16 protein-coding genes are annotated in these 19,834 nt (G+C 43.0%); 2 read left to right on the top strand and 14 right to left on the bottom strand.

Annotated elements, in window-relative coordinates:
- Positions 1-222 precede the first annotated feature (222 nt).
- From bamB to JMX50_RS05535, 10 genes are all read right to left on the bottom strand, one after another.
- Positions 223-1,431 (bottom strand): outer membrane protein assembly factor BamB, encoded by a 1,209-nt coding sequence (bamB, locus tag JMX50_RS05580; protein WP_201628773.1) that lies wholly within the window; start codon positions 1,429-1,431, stop codon positions 223-225.
- Positions 1,432-1,709: 278 nt separating this feature from the next.
- Positions 1,710-2,510: a YfgM family protein gene (locus JMX50_RS05575; RefSeq protein ID WP_201628772.1), complete on the bottom strand. Its 801-nt coding sequence runs from the start codon at positions 2,508-2,510 to the stop codon at positions 1,710-1,712.
- Between the two features lie 80 nt (positions 2,511-2,590).
- Positions 2,591-3,889, bottom strand: a complete 1,299-nt coding sequence (gene hisS / locus JMX50_RS05570) for a histidine--tRNA ligase (protein ID WP_201628771.1) — start codon at positions 3,887-3,889, stop codon at positions 2,591-2,593.
- A 104-nt stretch (positions 3,890-3,993) separates the two neighbouring features.
- Positions 3,994-5,109 carry a flavodoxin-dependent (E)-4-hydroxy-3-methylbut-2-enyl-diphosphate synthase gene (gene ispG, locus JMX50_RS05565; RefSeq protein WP_201618878.1) on the bottom strand — a complete coding sequence of 372 codons (1,116 nt, stop codon included), beginning with the start codon at positions 5,107-5,109 and terminating at the stop codon, positions 3,994-3,996.
- Positions 5,110-5,350: 241 nt separating this feature from the next.
- Positions 5,351-6,169 carry a helix-turn-helix domain-containing protein gene (locus JMX50_RS05560; RefSeq protein ID WP_201628770.1) on the bottom strand — a complete coding sequence of 273 codons (819 nt, stop codon included), beginning with the start codon at positions 6,167-6,169 and terminating at the stop codon, positions 5,351-5,353.
- On the bottom strand, positions 6,166-7,110 hold the full coding sequence (pilW, locus tag JMX50_RS05555) for a type IV pilus biogenesis/stability protein PilW (RefSeq protein WP_227670930.1): 945 nt from the start codon (positions 7,108-7,110) through the stop codon (positions 6,166-6,168). The genes JMX50_RS05560 and pilW overlap by 4 nt, the downstream gene beginning before the upstream one ends.
- 277 nt (positions 7,111-7,387) lie before the next feature.
- Positions 7,388-8,617, bottom strand: a complete 1,230-nt coding sequence (rlmN, locus tag JMX50_RS05550; protein ID WP_201628769.1) for a 23S rRNA (adenine(2503)-C(2))-methyltransferase RlmN — start codon at positions 8,615-8,617, stop codon at positions 7,388-7,390.
- Positions 8,618-8,994: 377 nt separating this feature from the next.
- Positions 8,995-9,426 carry a nucleoside-diphosphate kinase gene (gene ndk / locus JMX50_RS05545; RefSeq protein WP_193011877.1) on the bottom strand — a complete coding sequence of 144 codons (432 nt, stop codon included), beginning with the start codon at positions 9,424-9,426 and terminating at the stop codon, positions 8,995-8,997.
- 379 nt (positions 9,427-9,805) lie between these two features.
- Positions 9,806-11,095, bottom strand: coding sequence for an adenylosuccinate synthase (locus JMX50_RS05540; protein WP_183619033.1), 1,290 nt, complete (start codon positions 11,093-11,095; stop codon positions 9,806-9,808).
- A 197-nt stretch (positions 11,096-11,292) separates the two neighbouring features.
- Positions 11,293-12,609 carry an ATP phosphoribosyltransferase regulatory subunit gene (locus JMX50_RS05535; protein WP_201628768.1) on the bottom strand — a complete coding sequence of 439 codons (1,317 nt, stop codon included), beginning with the start codon at positions 12,607-12,609 and terminating at the stop codon, positions 11,293-11,295.
- A 590-nt stretch (positions 12,610-13,199) separates the two neighbouring features.
- On the opposite strand from JMX50_RS05535, the gene JMX50_RS05530 reads away from it, so the two are divergent.
- On the top strand, positions 13,200-13,589 hold the full coding sequence (locus JMX50_RS05530) for a DUF2237 family protein (RefSeq protein WP_201562997.1): 390 nt from the start codon (positions 13,200-13,202) through the stop codon (positions 13,587-13,589).
- A gap of 109 nt (positions 13,590-13,698) precedes the next feature.
- Positions 13,699-14,922, top strand: coding sequence for a magnesium/cobalt transporter CorA (gene corA, locus JMX50_RS05525; RefSeq protein ID WP_201625275.1), 1,224 nt, complete (start codon positions 13,699-13,701; stop codon positions 14,920-14,922).
- A 130-nt stretch (positions 14,923-15,052) separates the two neighbouring features.
- On the opposite strand, the gene JMX50_RS05520 is transcribed toward corA, so the two are convergent.
- The 4 genes from JMX50_RS05520 to JMX50_RS05505 all read right to left on the bottom strand — a co-directional run bounded on the left by JMX50_RS05520 (position 15,053) and on the right by JMX50_RS05505 (position 19,823).
- Positions 15,053-15,535 carry a phosphate-starvation-inducible PsiE family protein gene (locus JMX50_RS05520; RefSeq protein WP_201628917.1) on the bottom strand — a complete coding sequence of 161 codons (483 nt, stop codon included), beginning with the start codon at positions 15,533-15,535 and terminating at the stop codon, positions 15,053-15,055.
- A 104-nt stretch (positions 15,536-15,639) separates the two neighbouring features.
- Positions 15,640-16,545 (bottom strand): bifunctional methylenetetrahydrofolate dehydrogenase/methenyltetrahydrofolate cyclohydrolase FolD, encoded by a 906-nt coding sequence (gene folD / locus JMX50_RS05515; RefSeq protein ID WP_201628767.1) that lies wholly within the window; start codon positions 16,543-16,545, stop codon positions 15,640-15,642.
- 249 nt (positions 16,546-16,794) lie between these two features.
- Entirely contained in the window at positions 16,795-18,249 is a 1,455-nt protein-coding gene (locus tag JMX50_RS05510) for a capsule assembly Wzi family protein (protein WP_201628766.1), read from the bottom strand.
- A gap of 38 nt (positions 18,250-18,287) precedes the next feature.
- Entirely contained in the window at positions 18,288-19,823 is a 1,536-nt protein-coding gene (locus JMX50_RS05505; RefSeq protein ID WP_201628765.1) for a hybrid nucleoside-diphosphate sugar epimerase/sugar transferase, read from the bottom strand.
- Between the last annotated feature and the right edge of the window lie 11 nt (positions 19,824-19,834).

Below are 19,834 nucleotides of genomic sequence, written 5' to 3'. Positions count from 1 at the left end.
GCTATAAATATAAATTCTAAAATGAATCGACTATATAGATAACGCTATTATATATGAATAACGCCTACTACATAGCGGTCGCATAGAGTACGCGAAAGCGACCGCTTAAACAAGCAATTTACACAAGGCACGAAACGCTGACTGAGCAGCGTTTTGTATTGATGTCACTATAAGCAGGCTTATTTAATCAGTACAATCAAATAAGCAATGACTTATAAAAATCTAGCGCGCCAATTGCCAAATAGCAACTTGCCCTGAGGTGCTTTGGGTCAGTAAACGGCTACCTTGTACTTGTAGGCTACTTAATGCGCCTTTAGTCTGTACACGGCTGACAATTTTGCCGCTAGCAGGGTCAAATAAATGTACTACACCATCAAAATCACCGACAGCAATATAATTGCCAATCATTACAGGGTTGGTTAAATGACGATAAGCCAACTCTTCGCTTTCCCACAAAACTTCACCATTGCTGCGATTATAAGCAACTACTTTGCCGTCTAAGCTGGTTGCAATGACTTGCTGATTGTTCACCGCCAGTGATTTTAAGCTCGCAAGCTCATTGACAAAAAGCACTTGACGAGAAGCTAAGTCGATACCTAGCAACTGACCACTATAGCTGATGGCAAACAATTGGTTCTTATCGACGATAGGCATGCCATCGACATCGCTCATACGCTCAACTTCACTACTGCCTGCACCGACGCCAACGCGGCGTGACCACTGCGGTAAGCCATTGTCGATAGTAACGGCATGCAAGCGACCATCAGCCGTGGCCAATAGTGCGGTTTTCGCATCTAGCAATGTTGGCGCTGCACTACCGCGTATGCTGATAGCAGGTACTTGGGTGGCAAACTGCCAAACCGACTGACCGTTCTGTAGCGATAACCCATGTAAGAAGCCATCGTTAGCTGATAAAACCACCCGGTTATTGCTGATTAAAGCAGGCGTTAGTACCGAACCGCTAAGCTGGGTCTGCCAGCGTTTAGCGCCAGTGGCACTATCAAACGCCATCACTTGACCACCGCGGGTACTGATAATAGCGGTTTGGCTCAAGGCATCTAAAGCAACGCCGCCGGTAATTTGATCACCAACATTGACTGACCATAGGCGTTGACCTGCATTATCAAAGCCTATTAAATCACCACCGCGTGATGCAGTAACGATCTGCGAGTTGGCATAGCCCACTTGCAGGTCAAGCGGATCTTTACTACTGGCTTTTTTGCTACCAACATCGGTACTAAAAACCGGCTGCAAGACACTAATTGGCTGCGCAATTTGCACCAATTTGACAGGGTCATTGACGACTGGTTTGATACCTCGATTACACCCAACGACTGCAGTTGCCATCACTGCGATAACGGCGACATGCATGGCCGTCGTTTTGAGAGTCTTAGCGTTTATAGTTCTGTTAGAGCGAATAGCTTGAGTCATTATAGGGTCTCACTAGCAATAAATTAATCATTAATAAATTAGCTATCAGCAAGTAAACGGTGAACAATAATAACCAGCACATAAATAAGCACTCATTATTAATACTACCCTCCTGACTTACTGCGCTACTTAGTTTTTAAAACAGTTTTTTAAAACGGTTTGTAGAACGATTTGAGGTATGACAATTTTTGTTAAAATACTTATTAAAGCGTTAGCGCTCATATCTAGCAGCAGCGTTTATTATTGAAAATATTTTTACTATCTATTTTCAACATCTACTATTCAGCAGTAACTACCGTGTTTTCATCTTCAACCATTGATGGCTGTTGTGCAGGTGCTGCAGCTACCGCAGGTTCTTGGATAAGACTGGCTGGCGCTGCAATAGGTTCAGGTACGATACCTAAGCTTTCCATCTTTAATGCCAATACTGCACGTGTTTCTTGACGGTTACGTAACAATTCCCAAGCATTATTGTAAGATTTAACCGCTGAGTCTTTATTATCTTGCGCTAGATAAATATCACCCAATAGCTCTTGCTGACTCGCTTCAAACGAGCTTGGCATATCATTATTGGCTTCAGCCAAGGCTGCATCGGCATCACCAGCCGCTAGTAACGTCTTCGCATAACGCAGACGGGTAATCGCTTCTAAGCCTGCATCGCCCAAATCGATTGCTAGTGCCTTTTTAAAGGTCTCACCCGCACCTTTAAAGTCATCGTTATCCACTTGTTGACGGGCTTTAATCATCAGCGCTTGCCATGCATAGACAGAGTTACCATGGGTGCTTACTAAAGCATCAATATCTTTGTCTAACTGTTTACGGCTCTCCGCCAGTGACGCTTGCGCCTCTGCTTCTAAATCTGGATTTTGCGACGCTAGGCTGACTTCTTCATTTAAACGCTGAATATCGGCATAATGGTCGGCTGCGACGGTATCGACGCGCGCATGGTTATTTTGCCAATACGTCCAGCCGAAATAGGCGGCCAACGCCAATAAAATCGCGGTGACAATATAGCTGCCATACTGCTTTAACGCTTGCATTGAATTGTCTGTGTTTGGCGAATTGGGTGTCAGAGCCATATATTTTTACCTGATAAAAGTGTTATTAAATGCGAATGCTAAAGCCACCATCCATTACTGGCGAACCAAGTTTTCTTTTACTAACGATCAAAGTTTTCTTTAGTCGATAGCCAATCTGTCGCAACCGTTTGTTGCTCACCCGTCTGCATATCTTTAATACTAATGGTATTATCATCGAGCTCTTGCTGGGCGATAATCACTGTTAATGCAGCGCCTGACTTATCCGCTTTTTTCATTTGTGCTTTTAAGCTGGTTGCGCTCGCCATTTTTACCCGTAGGTCAGGACGGCTGTAGCGCAACGCTTGCGCATAACCAATACCCGCACTATAAACTTCTGGATGAGCAACCACAAAAACGTCACAAGCTGGCAACTCTGCAATCGGCGCCACGGCTTCGATAAGTAATAACAGACGCTCAAGACCCATCGCAAAACCAACGGCTGGCTCAGACTTCACTGGTTTATTATGCCCTTTATCATCAGGGCTACCGATAGATTTTAATTGCCCAATCAAACCATCGTAACGACCGCCCGCACAAACGGTCGCTTGGCTACCAAGCTTATCAGTTACCCACTCAAAAACGGTTTTATTATAGTAATCAAGACCGCGTACTAAGTGCGGGTTAATTTCAAACTCAATACCAAGTGCGGTTAAATACGCTTGCACCTGCTCAAAATGCGCCTTGCTCTCGGCACCCAAAAACTCAGCAAGCTTTGGCGCATCTACCAATAACGCTTGGGTACTCGCCTCTTTACTGTCCAAAATACGCAGCGGATTGGTCGTTAAACGGCGTTTGCTGTCATCGTCTAGCTGATCTTGTTTATCAGTCAGATAAGCAACCAGTGCTTCGCGATAAGCATGGCGCTCATCAAGCTCACCCAAACTATTAAGCTCTAAGCGCATCTCGTCTTTTAGACCCAATTCCTGCCACATTAGATGCGTCATGGCAATCAGCTCGGCATCGGCATCCGGTAGCGCACTACCAAAACTTTCGACACCCAATTGATGAAACTGACGGTAGCGACCTTTTTGCGGACGCTCATAGCGAAACATCGGACCGATATACCAAAGTTTCGGCGTATCACCGCGGAGCAAATTGTGCTCAATCACTGCACGTACTGCCCCTGCCGTACCTTCTGGACGCAATGCCAATGGCGTTGGTGGCTCAGACTTATCGGTAAAGCTATACATCTCTTTTTCGACGATATCGGTTGCGCCGCCGATAGCACGGGCAAACAAATCGGTTTGCTCAACGATAGGCAGACGAATATGCTCATAACCGTATCTGCCCAGCACATCAGCCAATATCGACTCTAAGTGCAGCCATTTTGCAGACTGTTCAGGCAAAATATCATTAAACCCTTTGATCGCTTTAATCATGGTACGGTCGCATCCTTAAATTTTTTAACAAAGTACTCTATTACTAATTATTTTTGTCGTGACGTTTATACATTAAGCTTTTAAGAGCTCAGCGTATTACTTTATTACTTTACACGAATGATTTCATTCTCACGTTTTTTCGCCAAATCTTCAGCATGCGCACGTACCATGCCTTCGATCTCATCGACCAAATTATTGGTATCAATCAAATGGCTTTTTTCGCCCATACGGTAGACCAGTGATTTTGGTGCCGCGCCGACAATACCAATGTCCGCTTCCTTTGCTTCACCCGGACCGTTTACTTTACAGCCAATCACCGACAAATTCATCGGTTCACGGATATCTTCTAAACGTGATTCTAACGCCGTCATCACTCTAATGACATCAAACTCTTGGCGCGAGCAGCTTGGGCAAGCGATAAAGTTCACGCCATTTGAGCGAATGTTTAGCGATTTTAAAATGTCAAAGCCGATTTTAATCTCTTCTTCCGGCTCTGCGGCTAAGGAGATACGAATGGTATCGCCGATGCCGTCTAGTAATAGCCCACCTAAGGCAATTGCGGATTTAACCGCGCCTGTACGATAAACACCCGCTTCGGTGACGCCTAAATGTAGTGGATTATCAATCTGAGCAGAAATCAGGCGATAAGCATCTAACGTTAAAAACACATTGCTGGCTTTCACCGACACTTTATATTGATCAAAGTTCAAGCGCTCTAATATATCGATATGGCGCATGGCTGATTCAAGCATCGCAGCGCCGGTTGGCTCAGTATATTTACGCTGAATATCCTTTTCCAATGAGCCTGCATTGACGCCAATACGAATAGGAATATTATAATGCTTAGCACAAGCGACTACTTCACGTACTTTGGCGTCGCTGCCGATATTACCTGGGTTAATACGTAGGCAATCTGCACCGGCTTCAGCAACGGCCAAGGCAATTTTATGATCAAAATGCACATCAGCAATCAAAGGTACGCTGACACGCTTACGAATTTCCGCAAAGGCTTTTACCGTATCCATCGTCGGCGTCGATACGCGCATCAAATCAGCCCCTGCTTCAACGCAGCGCTCGATTTGGGCAACGGTCGCTGCCACATCACAAGTATCAGTATTGGTCATACTTTGCACGCTAATCGGTGCATCACCACCAATCGCGACATCACCGACATATATTTTTTTAGTAAGACGACGGTTAATAGGCGCTGACGTTGACATAGACAAACCCTTTCATTGGAACAAATTGGAACGAAAAAAACTGGAAACAAACATCGCTTTTATAACGCTAATAAAGTTTTAAGACCAATAGCTTTTTAACACCAATAATTTTCTTAAGACTAATTACTATTTAACACTAACAATAACGGTTTTAGAAATAGCAATCACTGGAAAAATTAGCGCTCACTTTAAAACCAGTTATTTAATAAACTGACCAACTAATAAACCAATTACTTAAAAACTAAGGCGCGAGCTCAAAACTGGCTTGTGTGCCTGTAGCATAACTGTCTAAAGCTACCGCTTCTTGATTAAGCATCAAGCTGACATTTTTAACATTATCAATCTGTACATTAAAGGGCGGCATACCAGATAATTGATAATTACCAGCAGTCTGCGAGCCAGCTATCAAGCTCTTACCAGTAGCGTCAGTAATAGTGACGACAGCGGCATCTGTCAGCTTAACATCCAGCGTAGCTGGTGCCATACTTGCATCGCCACCCAAGTTAAGTGCTGAACCAGAAGCACCAACGCCATTAGTATCGGTATCAATCGCCGCACCTTGCGCTTGTTCTAGCGCTGAGATGTCTTCACTGCTGGTTACTGGCTGCTGATTATTGTCTTTACTGGCATTACTGACCATACGAAATAGGAAAATCGCTAAGATAATGACACCAATGACCGCGATGATTAGTAATGGATTAAAACGGATACGGTTATGAGTATCACGCTGCAGGGTACCCATCGGGCGTAGTGGCGACTCAATATTGTTGGTTGAGCGCGACTTTAGCTCAGTTGGGTAAGCAGCATCGAAGCTATTGGCTATTTTTACCGGATCTAAACCCAAAAACTTTGCGTAGTTAATCGCAAAACCACGCGCAAACGCCGCCTGCGGTAAATCTGCAAAATTTTCATTTTCTAAAGCTTGCAAATGTCGTTTTAAAATAAATAACTCGGCGGCCGCGTCCTCCAAGCTGACTTGCTTAGTTTTGCGGGCTTGCTGCAACATGGCACCAAATGATCCCTGAGCGTTAGATTGAGTGTTTGATGATGGGGTGGTCATTTCCATGGTGCCTCTGGATTGTTAAGCCAAGTCTTAAGTTGTTTTGCTTCATCGCTTAGTGGATAAGCGGATAAAAGCTGCTGTGCCAATTGCTGGCGGGTTGCTATGTTATTTTGTGCTGCCGCAAGTTTGATACCTTGCAATAGCAAGCGCGGGCTAATACCCTGCCCTTGTACCAGCATCAAAGTTTCGTCATAAAGCCTTTGTGCTTGCTGCACACGCTGCTGCTCGAGTAATAAATCGACCAATTCAATGTGTGCAATCACACTATTGCGGTTACCATCTAAGGCACGCAAAAACGCTTTGGCAGCGGCTGGATGATCATTCAGCTGAAGGTAAGTGCGTCCTAAGTTTTCTAACGCCCCAATACGACCTTCATAACCAAGTGCTGCCCCTGCAATTTCAAACTGCGCCGCCGCCTCTTTATAGCGCTTCATCTGCGACAGATAAACGCCATAATTGTTGTGGGCTTGATCAAAATCTTTATCAAGCATAATGGCTTTTTTAAAGTATTGATCGGCTTTTTCAAGATTAAGGCGACTGCCCTCTTGCTGCAACAAAACGCCCATCATATCATAGGCTGGCGCATAACGGCTATCGGCAGCAAAGGCTTTTTCAAGTTGACGCTGAGCGGTATCAAGCTCATTTTTGCGGATATATTGTGCCGCAAGTGAGGTGCGAACGCGAGCAATTTCTTGCTGATCCAAATTACGATTGTCACTCGGCCGCGTCGAGGTTTGATAAGGCGTACCACCGGTTAAATCCGTGGTCGTTGTACTCTGGCAACCGCTAAGTAGCAAGGCACTTAAAGCACTGGCTAACCAAATAACGTTTGCGCCGCGCTTTTTGGTAATACGGACAACATTGACACTCGATTGCTGCGCCGTCTGAGAAATAAATGTTTGATATTTGAACTGACAAAGATTTTTAAAAGTCATCATAGCCGCCATCATAAAACTGAGGTTCAATGCGTTCGATCTTCGAGGCATCAGTTTAATAGATTTAGCCCCCATAAGTACAATTTATTGTGATTAATTGCGCCGCACTCAATTATTACTGCCAATGACTACATTTTATTACTGTTGTGAGACAAAAACGACAGCTAGGCATTTAATCTGAATGCTTAAGCCCATTACTACATCCAAATGCTCAATCAGCAAATAGTTAACGCTGTAGTATTTAACTCTACAATGTTAGTCCTGCATTATTAACGCTGCACTAAATGTTTTCCCGATCTTTAATACTTTGCTGCCAAGCCGCTGAGCGGCGCGTTCTATCAGCGACTTGTCCAACCAATTGACCACAAGCAGCATCAATATCATCACCGCGCGTTTGGCGAATGGTGCAAACAAAACCCGCTTGGCTTAAGATATCACTAAAGGCATGAATACGATTATTGCTTGATTTGTCATACGGCGCATGTGGGAACGGATTAAACGGAATTAGGTTAATTTTACTTGGTAAGCCTTCTAATAATGCTACTAATTGATGCGCATGCTCATTACGATCATTGACGCCATCAAGCATGACATATTCAATCGTCACATGCTTTTTATGACGCGGATTGACATCATAAACGTAGTTTTTCGCTGCAGCAATCAGTTCTTCTAGCGGATACTTTTTATTAATAGGCACCAGCTCATTACGCAGCTCGTCATTTGGCGCATGTAAGGAGATCGCCAAGGCTACATCGATATCTTGCGCCAATTGGTACATCTTTGGCACCACGCCCGACGTTGATAAGGTGACGCGGCGCTTTGATAGCCCATAAGCATGGTCGCTCAGCATCAACTCCATCGAACCAACCACGGGTTTATAGTTTAACAATGGTTCGCCCATGCCCATCATGACGACGTTAGTGACGTTATTTTCCCATAAACTATGGTCAACGTTTTCTAAACTGTCATTGTCATCGGTCATATAAGAGGCATTGGCCACCCATAATTGTCCGATGATTTCAGCGGCGCTTAAATCACGCTCAAAACCCTGCTTACCGGTACTACAGAAGCTACAATCTAATGCACAGCCTACCTGCGAAGAGATACAGAGAGTTTTACGACCGTTTAACTTGCTGTCGTCGGCTGGAATCAAAACTGTCTCAACCAATGAGCCGCCCGTGACTTCAAAAACCCATTTACGCGTACCATCATCACTATATTGACGATGAATTACTTTTGGTGGAATAACGCAGGCATTGGCTGACAATTTATCACGCAATGATTTGCTCAAATTGGTCATTTGCTCAAAGTCGGTTACACCCTGCTGATAAATCCATTTAATGACTTGCGTCGAGCGGAACGGCTTTTCGCCGATGCTCTTAAAATAATCCGCCAGTTGCGCTTGGGTCATGCCCAATAGATTGGTTTTTGCCTGCGCCTCATCAACGAGCTTAATGCTATTCGCAGGCTTTGTTGGGATATGTTGGATGGGTGTTTGAGAAGTCGACATAATAGGGAACCTTTTTGCAGCCATTGCGATAAGCGCTGCAATTATTGAGATGGGCGTTGCCAGTCATACATTATGTATATACGTTATGTATGAGTGCAGGAGCAATCCATTATGAGCGCATTTTTTATCGAGGCATTGGTAAATACTTAAAAAGCATAAAAACCTGATGAAAACATGCTGATAAGGGATTGATAATGCTCAGTAAAACTAATAATGAGGCAAGTGACTAGAAATTTCAATGAGTCATTTTAATGATTCATAATAAAATACCGGAATATTATAATAGCTAAAACGGCTTATACCCTAAGATATAAGCCGTCTCGCCACACTAATTATTAATAACCAACATCATAAGCTGATATCAATAATTATTGCTATTAACGCGTACGTGCACAAACTTCATCTTCATTGAAGAAGTAGCTGATTTCACGTGCTGCTGATTCAGCTGAATCTGAACCATGAACGGCGTTTTCATCGATGCTGCTAGCGAAGTCAGCACGGATAGTGCCTTCAGCGGCGTCTTTTGGGTTAGTAGCGCCCATGATATCGCGATGCTTAGCGATAGCGTTTTCGCCTTCTAATACTGATACCAATACTGGACCTGAAGTCATAAATGAAACTAGGTCATTATAAAATGGACGTTCAGCGTGCTCAGCGTAGAAACCGCCTGCTTTTTTATCATCAAGTTGCATCATTTTAGCCGCAACAATTTTTAGACCTGATTTTTCAAAACGGTCGTAGATAGCGCCGATGTTATTGCCAGCAACTGCGTCAGGTTTGATGATAGATAAAGTACGTTCGTTAGCCATGAAAAGCTCCTAATGGATGAGGGGGTTAAAAAATTGAACTAAAATAAGAAATGAAATAGCAAAGGGGTTATTTTATTTCTAACCACTAATTTTATCTCTGACCGCTATGTTGACTTAGGCTGACCAAGATGACTTATGCTTTACCAATACGAAAACATAAAATCAAGTAACATCAGGTAGTATGAGCGCCAACACAGGATTGCTGCCTATTATAATGATTGAGGCTATAAATGATAGGGTTAATTTAGGAAAGTCGCTTGTATAGAGCCAAAAACCGCTACTTATTTATCTATCATTACTCATTCATTATTATAATAAAAAACCCCAATGCTGAGCATTAGGGTTTTATGAATTACTTATAACATAGCTGTTTAACTAATTAAGCATCATACGGATCGCGCAATACAATCGTCTCTTCGCGGTCAGGACCGGTTGAGATGATATCAACAGGGCAACCAATCAATTCTTCGATACGTTTGATATATATTTTGGCGTTTTCTGGTAGGTCGTCATAGTTGGTTATACCAACGGTTGACTCGCTCCAACCTTGTAGGGTTTCGTATTTAGGCGTTACTGACTCATAGAATTCAGCATCATGCGCGCCAGCACATTCAGTTTCAGGTAGGTTATAACCGACACCGATTAGCAATTCTTCTAGACCGTCTAATACGTCAAGCTTAGTCAAGCAGATACCTGACATAGAGTTAAGTACCACAGCACGGCGTAATGATTCAGCATCGAACCAACCACAGCGACGGGCGCGACCAGTCGTTGCACCAAACTCATGACCGACTTTGGCTAAATGCGCGCCAACATCATCAAACAATTCAGTTGGGAACGGACCGCTACCAACACGCGTGGTATACGCTTTAGTGATACCCAATACATAGTCTAAATATAATGGACCGATACCCGTACCAGTAGATACACCACCCGCGGTTACGCTAGAGCTGGTGACAAACGGATAAGTACCATGGTCAATATCAAGCAACGTACCTTGCGCACCTTCAAACATCAGATTCTTGCCAGCAAGACGTAATTGATTTAGGTCTTCGGTCACATCAGTAACCATGCCTTTGATTTCTTCTTTCCACTCTTGGCAAAGCTTAAACGTCTCATCGAAATCAATGGCGTCAACTTTATAATACTGAGTCAGTTGGAAGTTATGATATTCGATTAAGTTACGTAGTTTTTCTTCTAAGTCATCACGGAACAAGTCAGCAAGCTTAATCGCACGGCGCGCAACTTTATCTTCATAAGCTGGACCAATACCACGACCTGTCGTACCGATTTTGCCAGTGCCACGTTTTGCTTCACGAGCTTGGTCAAGTGCCACATGATATGGCATGATGAGTGGACAGTTCGGTGAAATACGTAGGCGCTCACGTACTGGCACGTTGTTGTCTTCTAACTCTTTCATCTCTTTTAATAATGCGTCCGGTGCTAACACCACGCCATTACCGATGAAGCAAGTCACGCCTTCACGTAAGATACCTGATGGAATTAGATGTAAAACGGTGGTTTTACCATCAACGACTAGGGTGTGGCCAGCGTTATGTCCGCCTTGAAAGCGTGCAACTGCTGCGGCTTTTTCGGTCAGTAAATCAACGATTTTACCTTTACCTTCATCGCCCCATTGGCTACCCAAAACTACGACATTCTTACCCATGATTAATCCTTACCTTGATGTATTGAGGTGTGTGCAATAACGGTTTAAAACTGAAATTATGCTAAAAAATATAATTAAAAGTCATTCTTTAGCGATTTAATAACTCAGTCATTTAATGATATTTCTTTAAATAGATTTTAGATTCAAGATATAGCTTTTAAAATTAAATAGCTTTTAAAATTAAATAGCGTTTAAATTTAGATAGCTTCTAACTGCCACTGATTATTCGCAAAGTTTAAACGATGCGTCATAGCCGCTGGACGGTCATCGCACGTTAATGGCATAGTGACGCGGTAACCTTGCTGACGTAAGCTTGTGACCTGCTGCAATAATATTTGCATTTGTGCTTTATCAGCATTAGCCTGCTTTAAGGCCTCATAATCAACCAATACAATAATCGGTGATTCAAGCTGCGTATGCGCCAGCAAACGGCTGACATCCATACTAAAGCCTGTCGCTTCACGTGGCTGCTTCGCACTTAATTGCCCCACGCTCTGCATACCATCAAAGCGGCCGCCACGTACCAGTGGCTGAGTTTCACTATTGATATAGCCGTTAAAGATAATACCGGTATGATAATGATAGCCCGACAGTTCGGTCACATCGATACTGACTGGCGTCTGCCACTGCGATTCTAAGTGTGCTTTTAGACGTTGTAGCTCATTGACAGCCGTCACAATGTGTGTATCTTGCTTAGCAGTATTTGACAGTGTGTCTAATAACTTTGCCATATCATGACCAAAGCGCGCCAATGCGTAAAAATCATCACCCATTGTCAGTAACTGACAGACACGTTTTAGCTCTGGTAAATTCTTATTGGCATAAAGATGCATCAATTGCTCGGTGTCATTATCAGACAACTCAGCCAGTGCCGCTAAACGCTTAAATATAGCCACATGACCCAAGTCAATATGTAGGGCGGCGCTCATATCCAAGCTATTGACCATACTAAACAGCACATCTATCAGCTCAATATCGGCTGCAAGTTCGCCGCAACCAAATATCTCCGCACCCAACTGTAGCGGTGTACGCGAGCCAAACAATCCAGAAGGCAAGGTATGAATCACGTCCCCTGCGTAGCAATAACGCGCAATACCATTACCGCCGTGATGGGCATCAATACGCAAAATCTGCGGGGTAATATCAGCGCGCACCCCCATCAAACGACCGGTCAGCTGATCGATAATCTTAAAGGTTTGGCGCTTTAAATCTTCTGAGGCTTCACTTAATAAAGATTCAGTAAACTCAATCATCGGCGGATTGACCAACTCATAGCCATGACTAATAAGCTGCTGGATCAATTGATGTCTAAGTACTTCTTGCTTATGTGCATCTTCAAACAACACATCGACGACCCCATCAGGCAGCAGCCAGCTGTTATTGGCAACATCGCTGGCAAAATTGCTTAGATATGGCAGGCCATTAGCGGTAGCACGATTATCAGCAGGCTGAGTCGCCGCTGGTGTTGTCGTATTTGACTGGGCAGGTTTTGCAGAATCAGAACTGGCAGACACAATGAATCCTTGTTTGGCGTATCGCTTACCAAAAACGCGGTACTGATGCGGTACTAAAAGGTTGTATTTACAATTGCAGGGATGTAAGGCGTTTTGTATTTTTGACGCGCAACATCACTGACCCAATTATCTATAAGCAAACTAGGTGACCGCAAAAGGGTGAGTAATAAGTATAAGTTAGGATGATAAGACGAGTATCTTTATGCGCTAGAAAACTATGATAAATAATCAAGGCACTTTATGCTTTAGTTTAGCATAGCAGCCAAGCTTCGCCTAGTGACAATTAACCCCAATTACTATCTAATTCTTGGTCAAAAGGTTTATAGCCTTCATTATTAATAAGGTATGCATTCAGAACGAATAAATGAAAATAAAAAGTAATACCTATCATTGATAAGAGTAACACGGAGTTATTTATGCTAACTATCTTTCATGATTTTTACTTATTTTCTAGAACCCCGTTTCTTAACATCACTGCTTATTAGCATTACTGTTTCTGTCAGCCTGAAGCGTTTGCAGTCTGTTGCTTGCCTAACGCCTTATCGGTAGACTCATGTTACACTAACACATATTTTATCTCGGAAAGCCTTATGTCGACTGATTACCACCCAAATCCTGCCATTAATCAAACCAACGTCCTCGGCACTGCCCTTGCCAGCTGTTGTTTTGACCCCCTTACTGGCTATTATCGCAATGGCTTTTGTCATACTGGCAACCACGATGTTGGTCAGCATACCGTTTGCGCTAAGATGACCAGTGAATTTTTAAACTTTTCTGCCAGTCGCGGCAATGACTTGATTACGCCGCTGCCTGAGTATGGTTTTGCCGGTCTACAGCCTGGTGATTACTGGTGTATTTGTGCGCTACGCTGGGTTGAAGCCTTGGACTTCGATATTGCTCCGCAAATAAAACTTGAAGCCTGTCACGAAAGCTTATTAAGTCTGGTTGATATCGAAACGCTAAAACGCTTTGCATTGTAGTTTGCAGACAAGTAACTTGCAGAAAAAAATTCATTTTGGTCGCATGTCATAATCTATTTTAATTAATATTTATTTTATTTAATATTAGCCACAGACTAAAGGAGAAGGTATGAAACAAGATGATGACCTGATTGTCAAACCGACAACTCGTATCACACCTGACTCTAATGTCAGCCTTATCGACCCTAACATGGGCGATGAGCGCTCTTATTTAGACAATTATGATAGCTATGACAGCTATATTTATGGCGATGCGGACGCGACGGTCGAGGATACGATTGAGACGATGACCGTCTATGACCCCGACTCTGAGCGCTATGAAGATATCGATTTATCCAGCGATGATGAAGTGGTCAATTGCTATGCTTACTCGCGTAAAACGGGCGAAAAAGTAAATAAAGTGGCGCTGAATGATGTCAGTCGCGCTTTAAGCAATAGTGGTCAGTTTATCTGGCTTGGACTTTATGACCCTAGTTTAGAGACCATGGTCAAAGTCAGAGATGCTTTTGAATTACATGAGCTGGCGATTGAAGATGCCTTTGCCGAACATCAGCGCGCCAAGGTTGAGAACTACGAAAATGACATGATATTTGTAGTACTACGTACCGCCAAGCTCGAAGACAATATCATTCGCTATGGCACTACCGCGATATTTATGGGCAAAAACTACCTGATTACCATTCGAAATGGTCCATCTAACTCTTATATGCCGGTACGCGAGCACTGTCATCGTCGCCCAGAAAAGCTGCGCATGGGACCTATCTTTGTCCTGCATGCCATTCTCGATTTTATCGTCGATAACTATATGCCGATTACCGATCGTTTGGGCAGTTATCTACGCGAGCAAGAACGCAATATTTTTACTTATGAGTTTAATAAAGAAACGCTTAGAAACTTATATGAATTAAAATCCCAGCTGGTACATATGCGTGCGGTGATTTTACCGGTGCAAGATATCTGTAGCTTCTTTATCAATCACGATAAAAGCGACTTAATCTCGCCCTTTTCTCACGCTGCGAAACCCTACTTTCGAGATGTGAATGACCATTTGCTACATTCTTTGGATGCCATTAACGGCTTAAATGAGATGCTAAGCGTGGTCATGAATACCTATCTTGCTATGGTCAATATGGGACAGAATGAGGTGGTACGTAAGCTTGCCGCTTGGGCTGGTATTTTAGCGGTACCAACGGCGATTGCTGGTATCTATGGAATGAACTTTGATTTTATGCCAGAGCTACATTGGCAGTACTCTTATCTGGTTATCATGGCAGTTATTATCTCGTTATGTAGCTTTTTGTACTTTAACTTTAAAAGGTTGGGTTGGCTATAAGTCAGAGCATGTCTTCATTTAAAACAGAAAAAGGGCTGCCATTGGCAACCCTTTTTATTAGCAGCTATTAATTATCAAAGGTTCATTAATAACAATGAATCACTTTATCAATAATATTTATCGAAAGACCTTATTTACGATAATGGATGCTATCAACGCTCGGCAGATGATGCTCGGTACTGGTCACTTGATGATCATCCAAATAATCTTCTGGTCGCCCAAACATCTTCGCCGTCCACGTTAATATCACAATTGACGCACTGAGCACCATGATGGCAAAGGAAATCGTTGCCAATAACCATAAATGGAAGTTATCTGATACCGCTTGTACATCGACGACCAAATGTCGTGACAAAGCGGTAATCGCGATAAATATCAAAAACTGCACTGGCAAACGATGGGTTTTAAAATAAATACCAATCATCGCCAGTAGTTCAAGATAAATAAATAGCAGTAAAATATCTTTTAAATCTGCTGAGCCTTTTTGAAAAATCACAAAAAACTCTTTGCCCGCTGTCCAAACCACCACCACACTAATCAAAAATAAAATAACATAGTGGCAAATATCGACAAACTCACGGCCGATATGTTGCATGCGCTCATGTATCCCCATATTTGGCTTTGGTACATGAGCGGTATTGGTTTGTTGGGCTTGATGGACTTTACTATTTTTCTGTTCCGATTGCTGTTCTGGTTCTTGCTCTGACAGCGGCTTCATTAGCTGACTGCACTGTTGTCTAAACCAGCAGATTTTTCGGCCGCATCAACGGTTTGGCGAATAAGCGTATTAATCGTCATAGGGCCAACGCCACCTGGAACTGGTGTATAAGCACTAGCGATATTTTCTACGCCTTGCAATTCGATATCACCGACGCCGCCATTATCAGTCGGATGGAAACCTGCATCGATGACTACCGCGCCGGTTTTAATCCAATCAGCTTTGATCAATTCAGGTACGCCCACTGCCCCAACCACGATATCAGCACGCTTAATATGCAATTCTAAATCTTGCGTTCTTGAATGGCAAATCGTTACGGTACAGTTGGCATTTAATAGCATCATTGCCATTGGTTTACCTAAAATTGCACTACGACCTACGACCACGGCCTCTTTACCTGACAGCTCAATATTATGATGCTCTAGTAAATGCATGATACCTTGCGGGGTACATGAGCCATAAGCGGACTGCTGCATCGCCATACGACCAAAGCCAAGACAGGTCACACCATCGACGTCTTTTGCCAAGTCAATCTGCTCGAAGCAAACACGCTCATCGATATGAGCCGGTACTGGGTGCTGCAGCAAAATACCATGAACGTCTGGATTGCTATTAAGCTCGTCTATTTTTGCCATCAGCTCTGCAGTCGTTGTCGCACTTGGCATTTCAACCCGTATAGAATCCATACCGACACGCTTACAAGCATTGCCCTTCATACGCACATAAGTCGCAGACGCAGGATCGTCACCGACCAATATCGTCGCTAAGCTTGGGGTACGTCCTGTCTTAGCTTTAATAGCGTCTACACGCGTACTCAGTTGCTGCTCTATTTGTTTAGCAAGTGCTTTACCGTCCAAAACGGTAGCATATCCTTGGGCAGTTGACGTAATAGACGCAATTGACATAGTAACTCCAATAGAGGGTGCAATAAAAAAAGTAAAGACAGCGCCTGCAGTATTTTTGCATGCCTGTCTTATGCCCGGTCAATTCTTTTTGACCGTTGATTGAGACTGATATTGTACCTGTCTGGGCTAAAAAATCCTAGCACCCTATTGACAGTCGAGACTTTAAAATCTGTAAACTCACTATAAAAAATCGGCCTACTAATTATAATAGACCGACTTTTTATGTTCATAAACTTATTAAACAGTCATTTAATAAGTATGAAATTCTATACCTACACCTACGCCGACATCAGTCGACTGGATATCTGAATCTACGGCCCAAATTCGGCTGGAGATAAGTGCTTTGGGGTTGTATTGATGCTCCCAAGCAACATCGATACCAGTCAGCTTGTCAGTCGTTGGAAATGCTTGATTAATAGCTTCATCCGCTTGATTCACCTTGGCATGCTGTACTTTTGCATTGATAAAGTTACGGTTGTCGAGCCATAAGCGTCCACCAAGCGCGATACTTTCCGCATCACCGCCTAGTGCATAACCTAATGGGAAACCTTGCTGATAATAGCCGTCCGTATAGATAAAGTGGTCATAAGAAACGCCTTTTACCTCACCGCTAGAACGAGTGTCTGTATACTCTGCATAAAGCTGATAGGGTTTTCCGTAGGCAGCAGAAGCATAATCAACACCGGCTAAATACATGTTTTTCGCTGGCAAACCCCCTGCTTCATCTTCGCCCACATATTGAGCATAAACGCCTGCAGGGATATTCACCAATGGTGCTAAATTTAAGCGCGCATCAAAACCACCAAGTTGATTAGCTGGGTCATCAGCCGCCTCTATACTATTAGTTGCTTCGTTATCTTTTGTTCCTAGTAGAGCATCAGTAAAAGAACTGAAACTCTGGGGACGACCTTCACCGCCCCACATAAAGGTACGTGAAGCCCCTAATTCTAACCAGTCTGTAGGATTAGCTGTTAGGCGCATACCAAATAGCTTAGCATCAGGAATCGCCTCATAATCCTCTAGCTGACCAGCAAATAGCTGATACTGCCAAGGTCCAACCCACGATAAATACTTAGACGTCGGCGCTGTTTGTTGATCACGTTGCATGGTAAAACCTGCAACCGGCAAGCTTGCATCGCCTCGAATAAGGCTACCATCATGCCCAGGTCCCCACCACGTCGGAATTTTACCCGCAATCAACCACTGATTGGCAGCAGTACCAGCAAGGTACGAGCCCTCAAAGCTAACATCTGAGCTGTCATCGATAAGTTTGTCATTTTTCAAGTTGGCTTGTAAATTAAACTCCCACTCTACTTCGCTAAGCGATACCCCAACGCTTGCTTGTTGACCGGCAAGTTGATCGTCAGCAAATTTTTGTGGTAGCTGATCTCTATCGGTTTGTATATGCAGGGCGGCAGACCCTTTTACCACTGAGTTGCGGTTCTGACTCAATCGCGCTTGTACCGACTGCAGGATCTGCTGCTGCGCTGGCGTCTGAGCATTAGCTGTATTTAAAGCACGCTTGATCTCATTGGCAGTCAGCGGCCAAGTACTGGTGCTAATCTGTGCGACTCCTTGAGTATTCAGCCAGTCAAGATCGGCCTTAAGCTTTAGATCGTTCATATACAGGTTTTGTGCAGATGCTAGCATCGACACTGAGGATAAGACACTCAAACTTAGGACCAGACTTAGCTTTTTATACATGATAGATCACTTCCAAATAACTTGAATTATATTGTTTTTTATTTAACTGCGTCGCCACTACCTTTACCTAAAGCGGTACTCAGTATATAAGAAAAATAGTTTTTAAGGTTAATAGTATCAATCATTTCTTTGTCTTTTTTTGCTAAGCGTTCAGGCGTAGACATATCGATGCCACTTAATTGAGCCAGACCGGTGATACCTGGTAATACGTCATAAACCCGCATCTCATCTCTAGCTTTGATAAGGTCTTTTTGATTAAACAAGTTAGGTCTTGGGCCTACCAAGCTCATTTCACCTTTTAATACATTAATAAGCTGTGGTAATTCATCGAGTTTGGTCTTACGCAGTACTTTGCCCAGTTTAGTGATTGAACTGTTATCAGCTAAGTGACTAGCCACAGAAGCTGTATCTACTTTCATAGTACGAAACTTAATCAGTTTAAATGGTTTTTTATCTTTTCCTACCCGCTCTTGGATAAACAAAGGTGAACCTGTATCCAAGTAACCAATAGCCGTTGCACCAATTAACAATGGTGAGGCTACTACTAGACCGGTCGCTGAAAACATAATATCCAAAGGTCTTTGTAAAGTCATAGACTTAGGAGCAGCTAAGTTTAGTTTATAAAACCTAGCAGTCTTTTGGATCGACTCACTAGTTGAGTATTTAGGCTCCCAGCCTAACAAGGTTTTAGCTTTACTGATATCCACCTGTAATGAGCCGGATAGCCTTTGAGCTACACTTGATTTGCCAACTGCACTTGCCGCCGTGTTAATAAATTTAGCAGGTATATTTACCGCTTTATTTTTAACGCCTAAACCTTTAGATATTTCTTTCAATAAATCAGCGGTAGATATATCATCATCGTCAGATATCAAAAACACTTCGTTTTTAGCATCTTTATGCTCTATACAAGTAACAATAAAGTCAACCAAGTTGTCTACTGATATTAAGCTACGCAAGTTATGCTTAATTCCACCTATTGGTAGAGGAACACCTTTGTAAGTCCATTTCATTAAAGAATGAAAGTTACCTTTTACATTTTCACCATATACTAAAGTAGGACGAATAATAACCACTTCTAAAGGTGTATTTTCTGCTAATTCAAGCAGACCTTGCTCCGCTTCATATTTAGAAATACCGTAAGGGTCAATAGGATTAGGTTTAGAGTCTTCTGTATACGGTTTACCAAGCTCTGTGTCTTCGCCATTCACTTTAATTGAGCTGATAAATATAAAACGCTTTACGCCTGCTTTGACAGCTTGACGAGCTAGATTCAAAGTTCCCTCTACATTTACTTTACGAAACTCATTTAAAGGATCTGTGGACTTGTCATCCATCACGTGCACGCGAGCAGCTGAATGAACGACTACATTGACACCTTTCAATGCCTCGCTCCAATCAGTTTTAGTATTTAAATCATCAACTTTAACGATGCGTACAGCCTCTGATTGCTCTTTGATGGAACGTACTGCAATCGTTAAATCATAGTTCCCATCTGCTACAATACGCTTTTGTATAGCACTGCCAACGAATCCAGTTGCCCCAGTGAGAAGTAATCTATGTTTATTATTCATGGACAAATACC

Origin of the sequence: Psychrobacter maritimus (assembly GCF_904846345.1) — a bacterium.
In the GTDB taxonomy this organism is placed as follows: Bacteria; Pseudomonadota; Gammaproteobacteria; order Pseudomonadales; family Moraxellaceae; genus Psychrobacter; species Psychrobacter maritimus.
The sequence above is the reverse complement of the archived record's forward strand: the minus strand, read 5'-3'. Positions and strand labels throughout refer to the sequence as shown.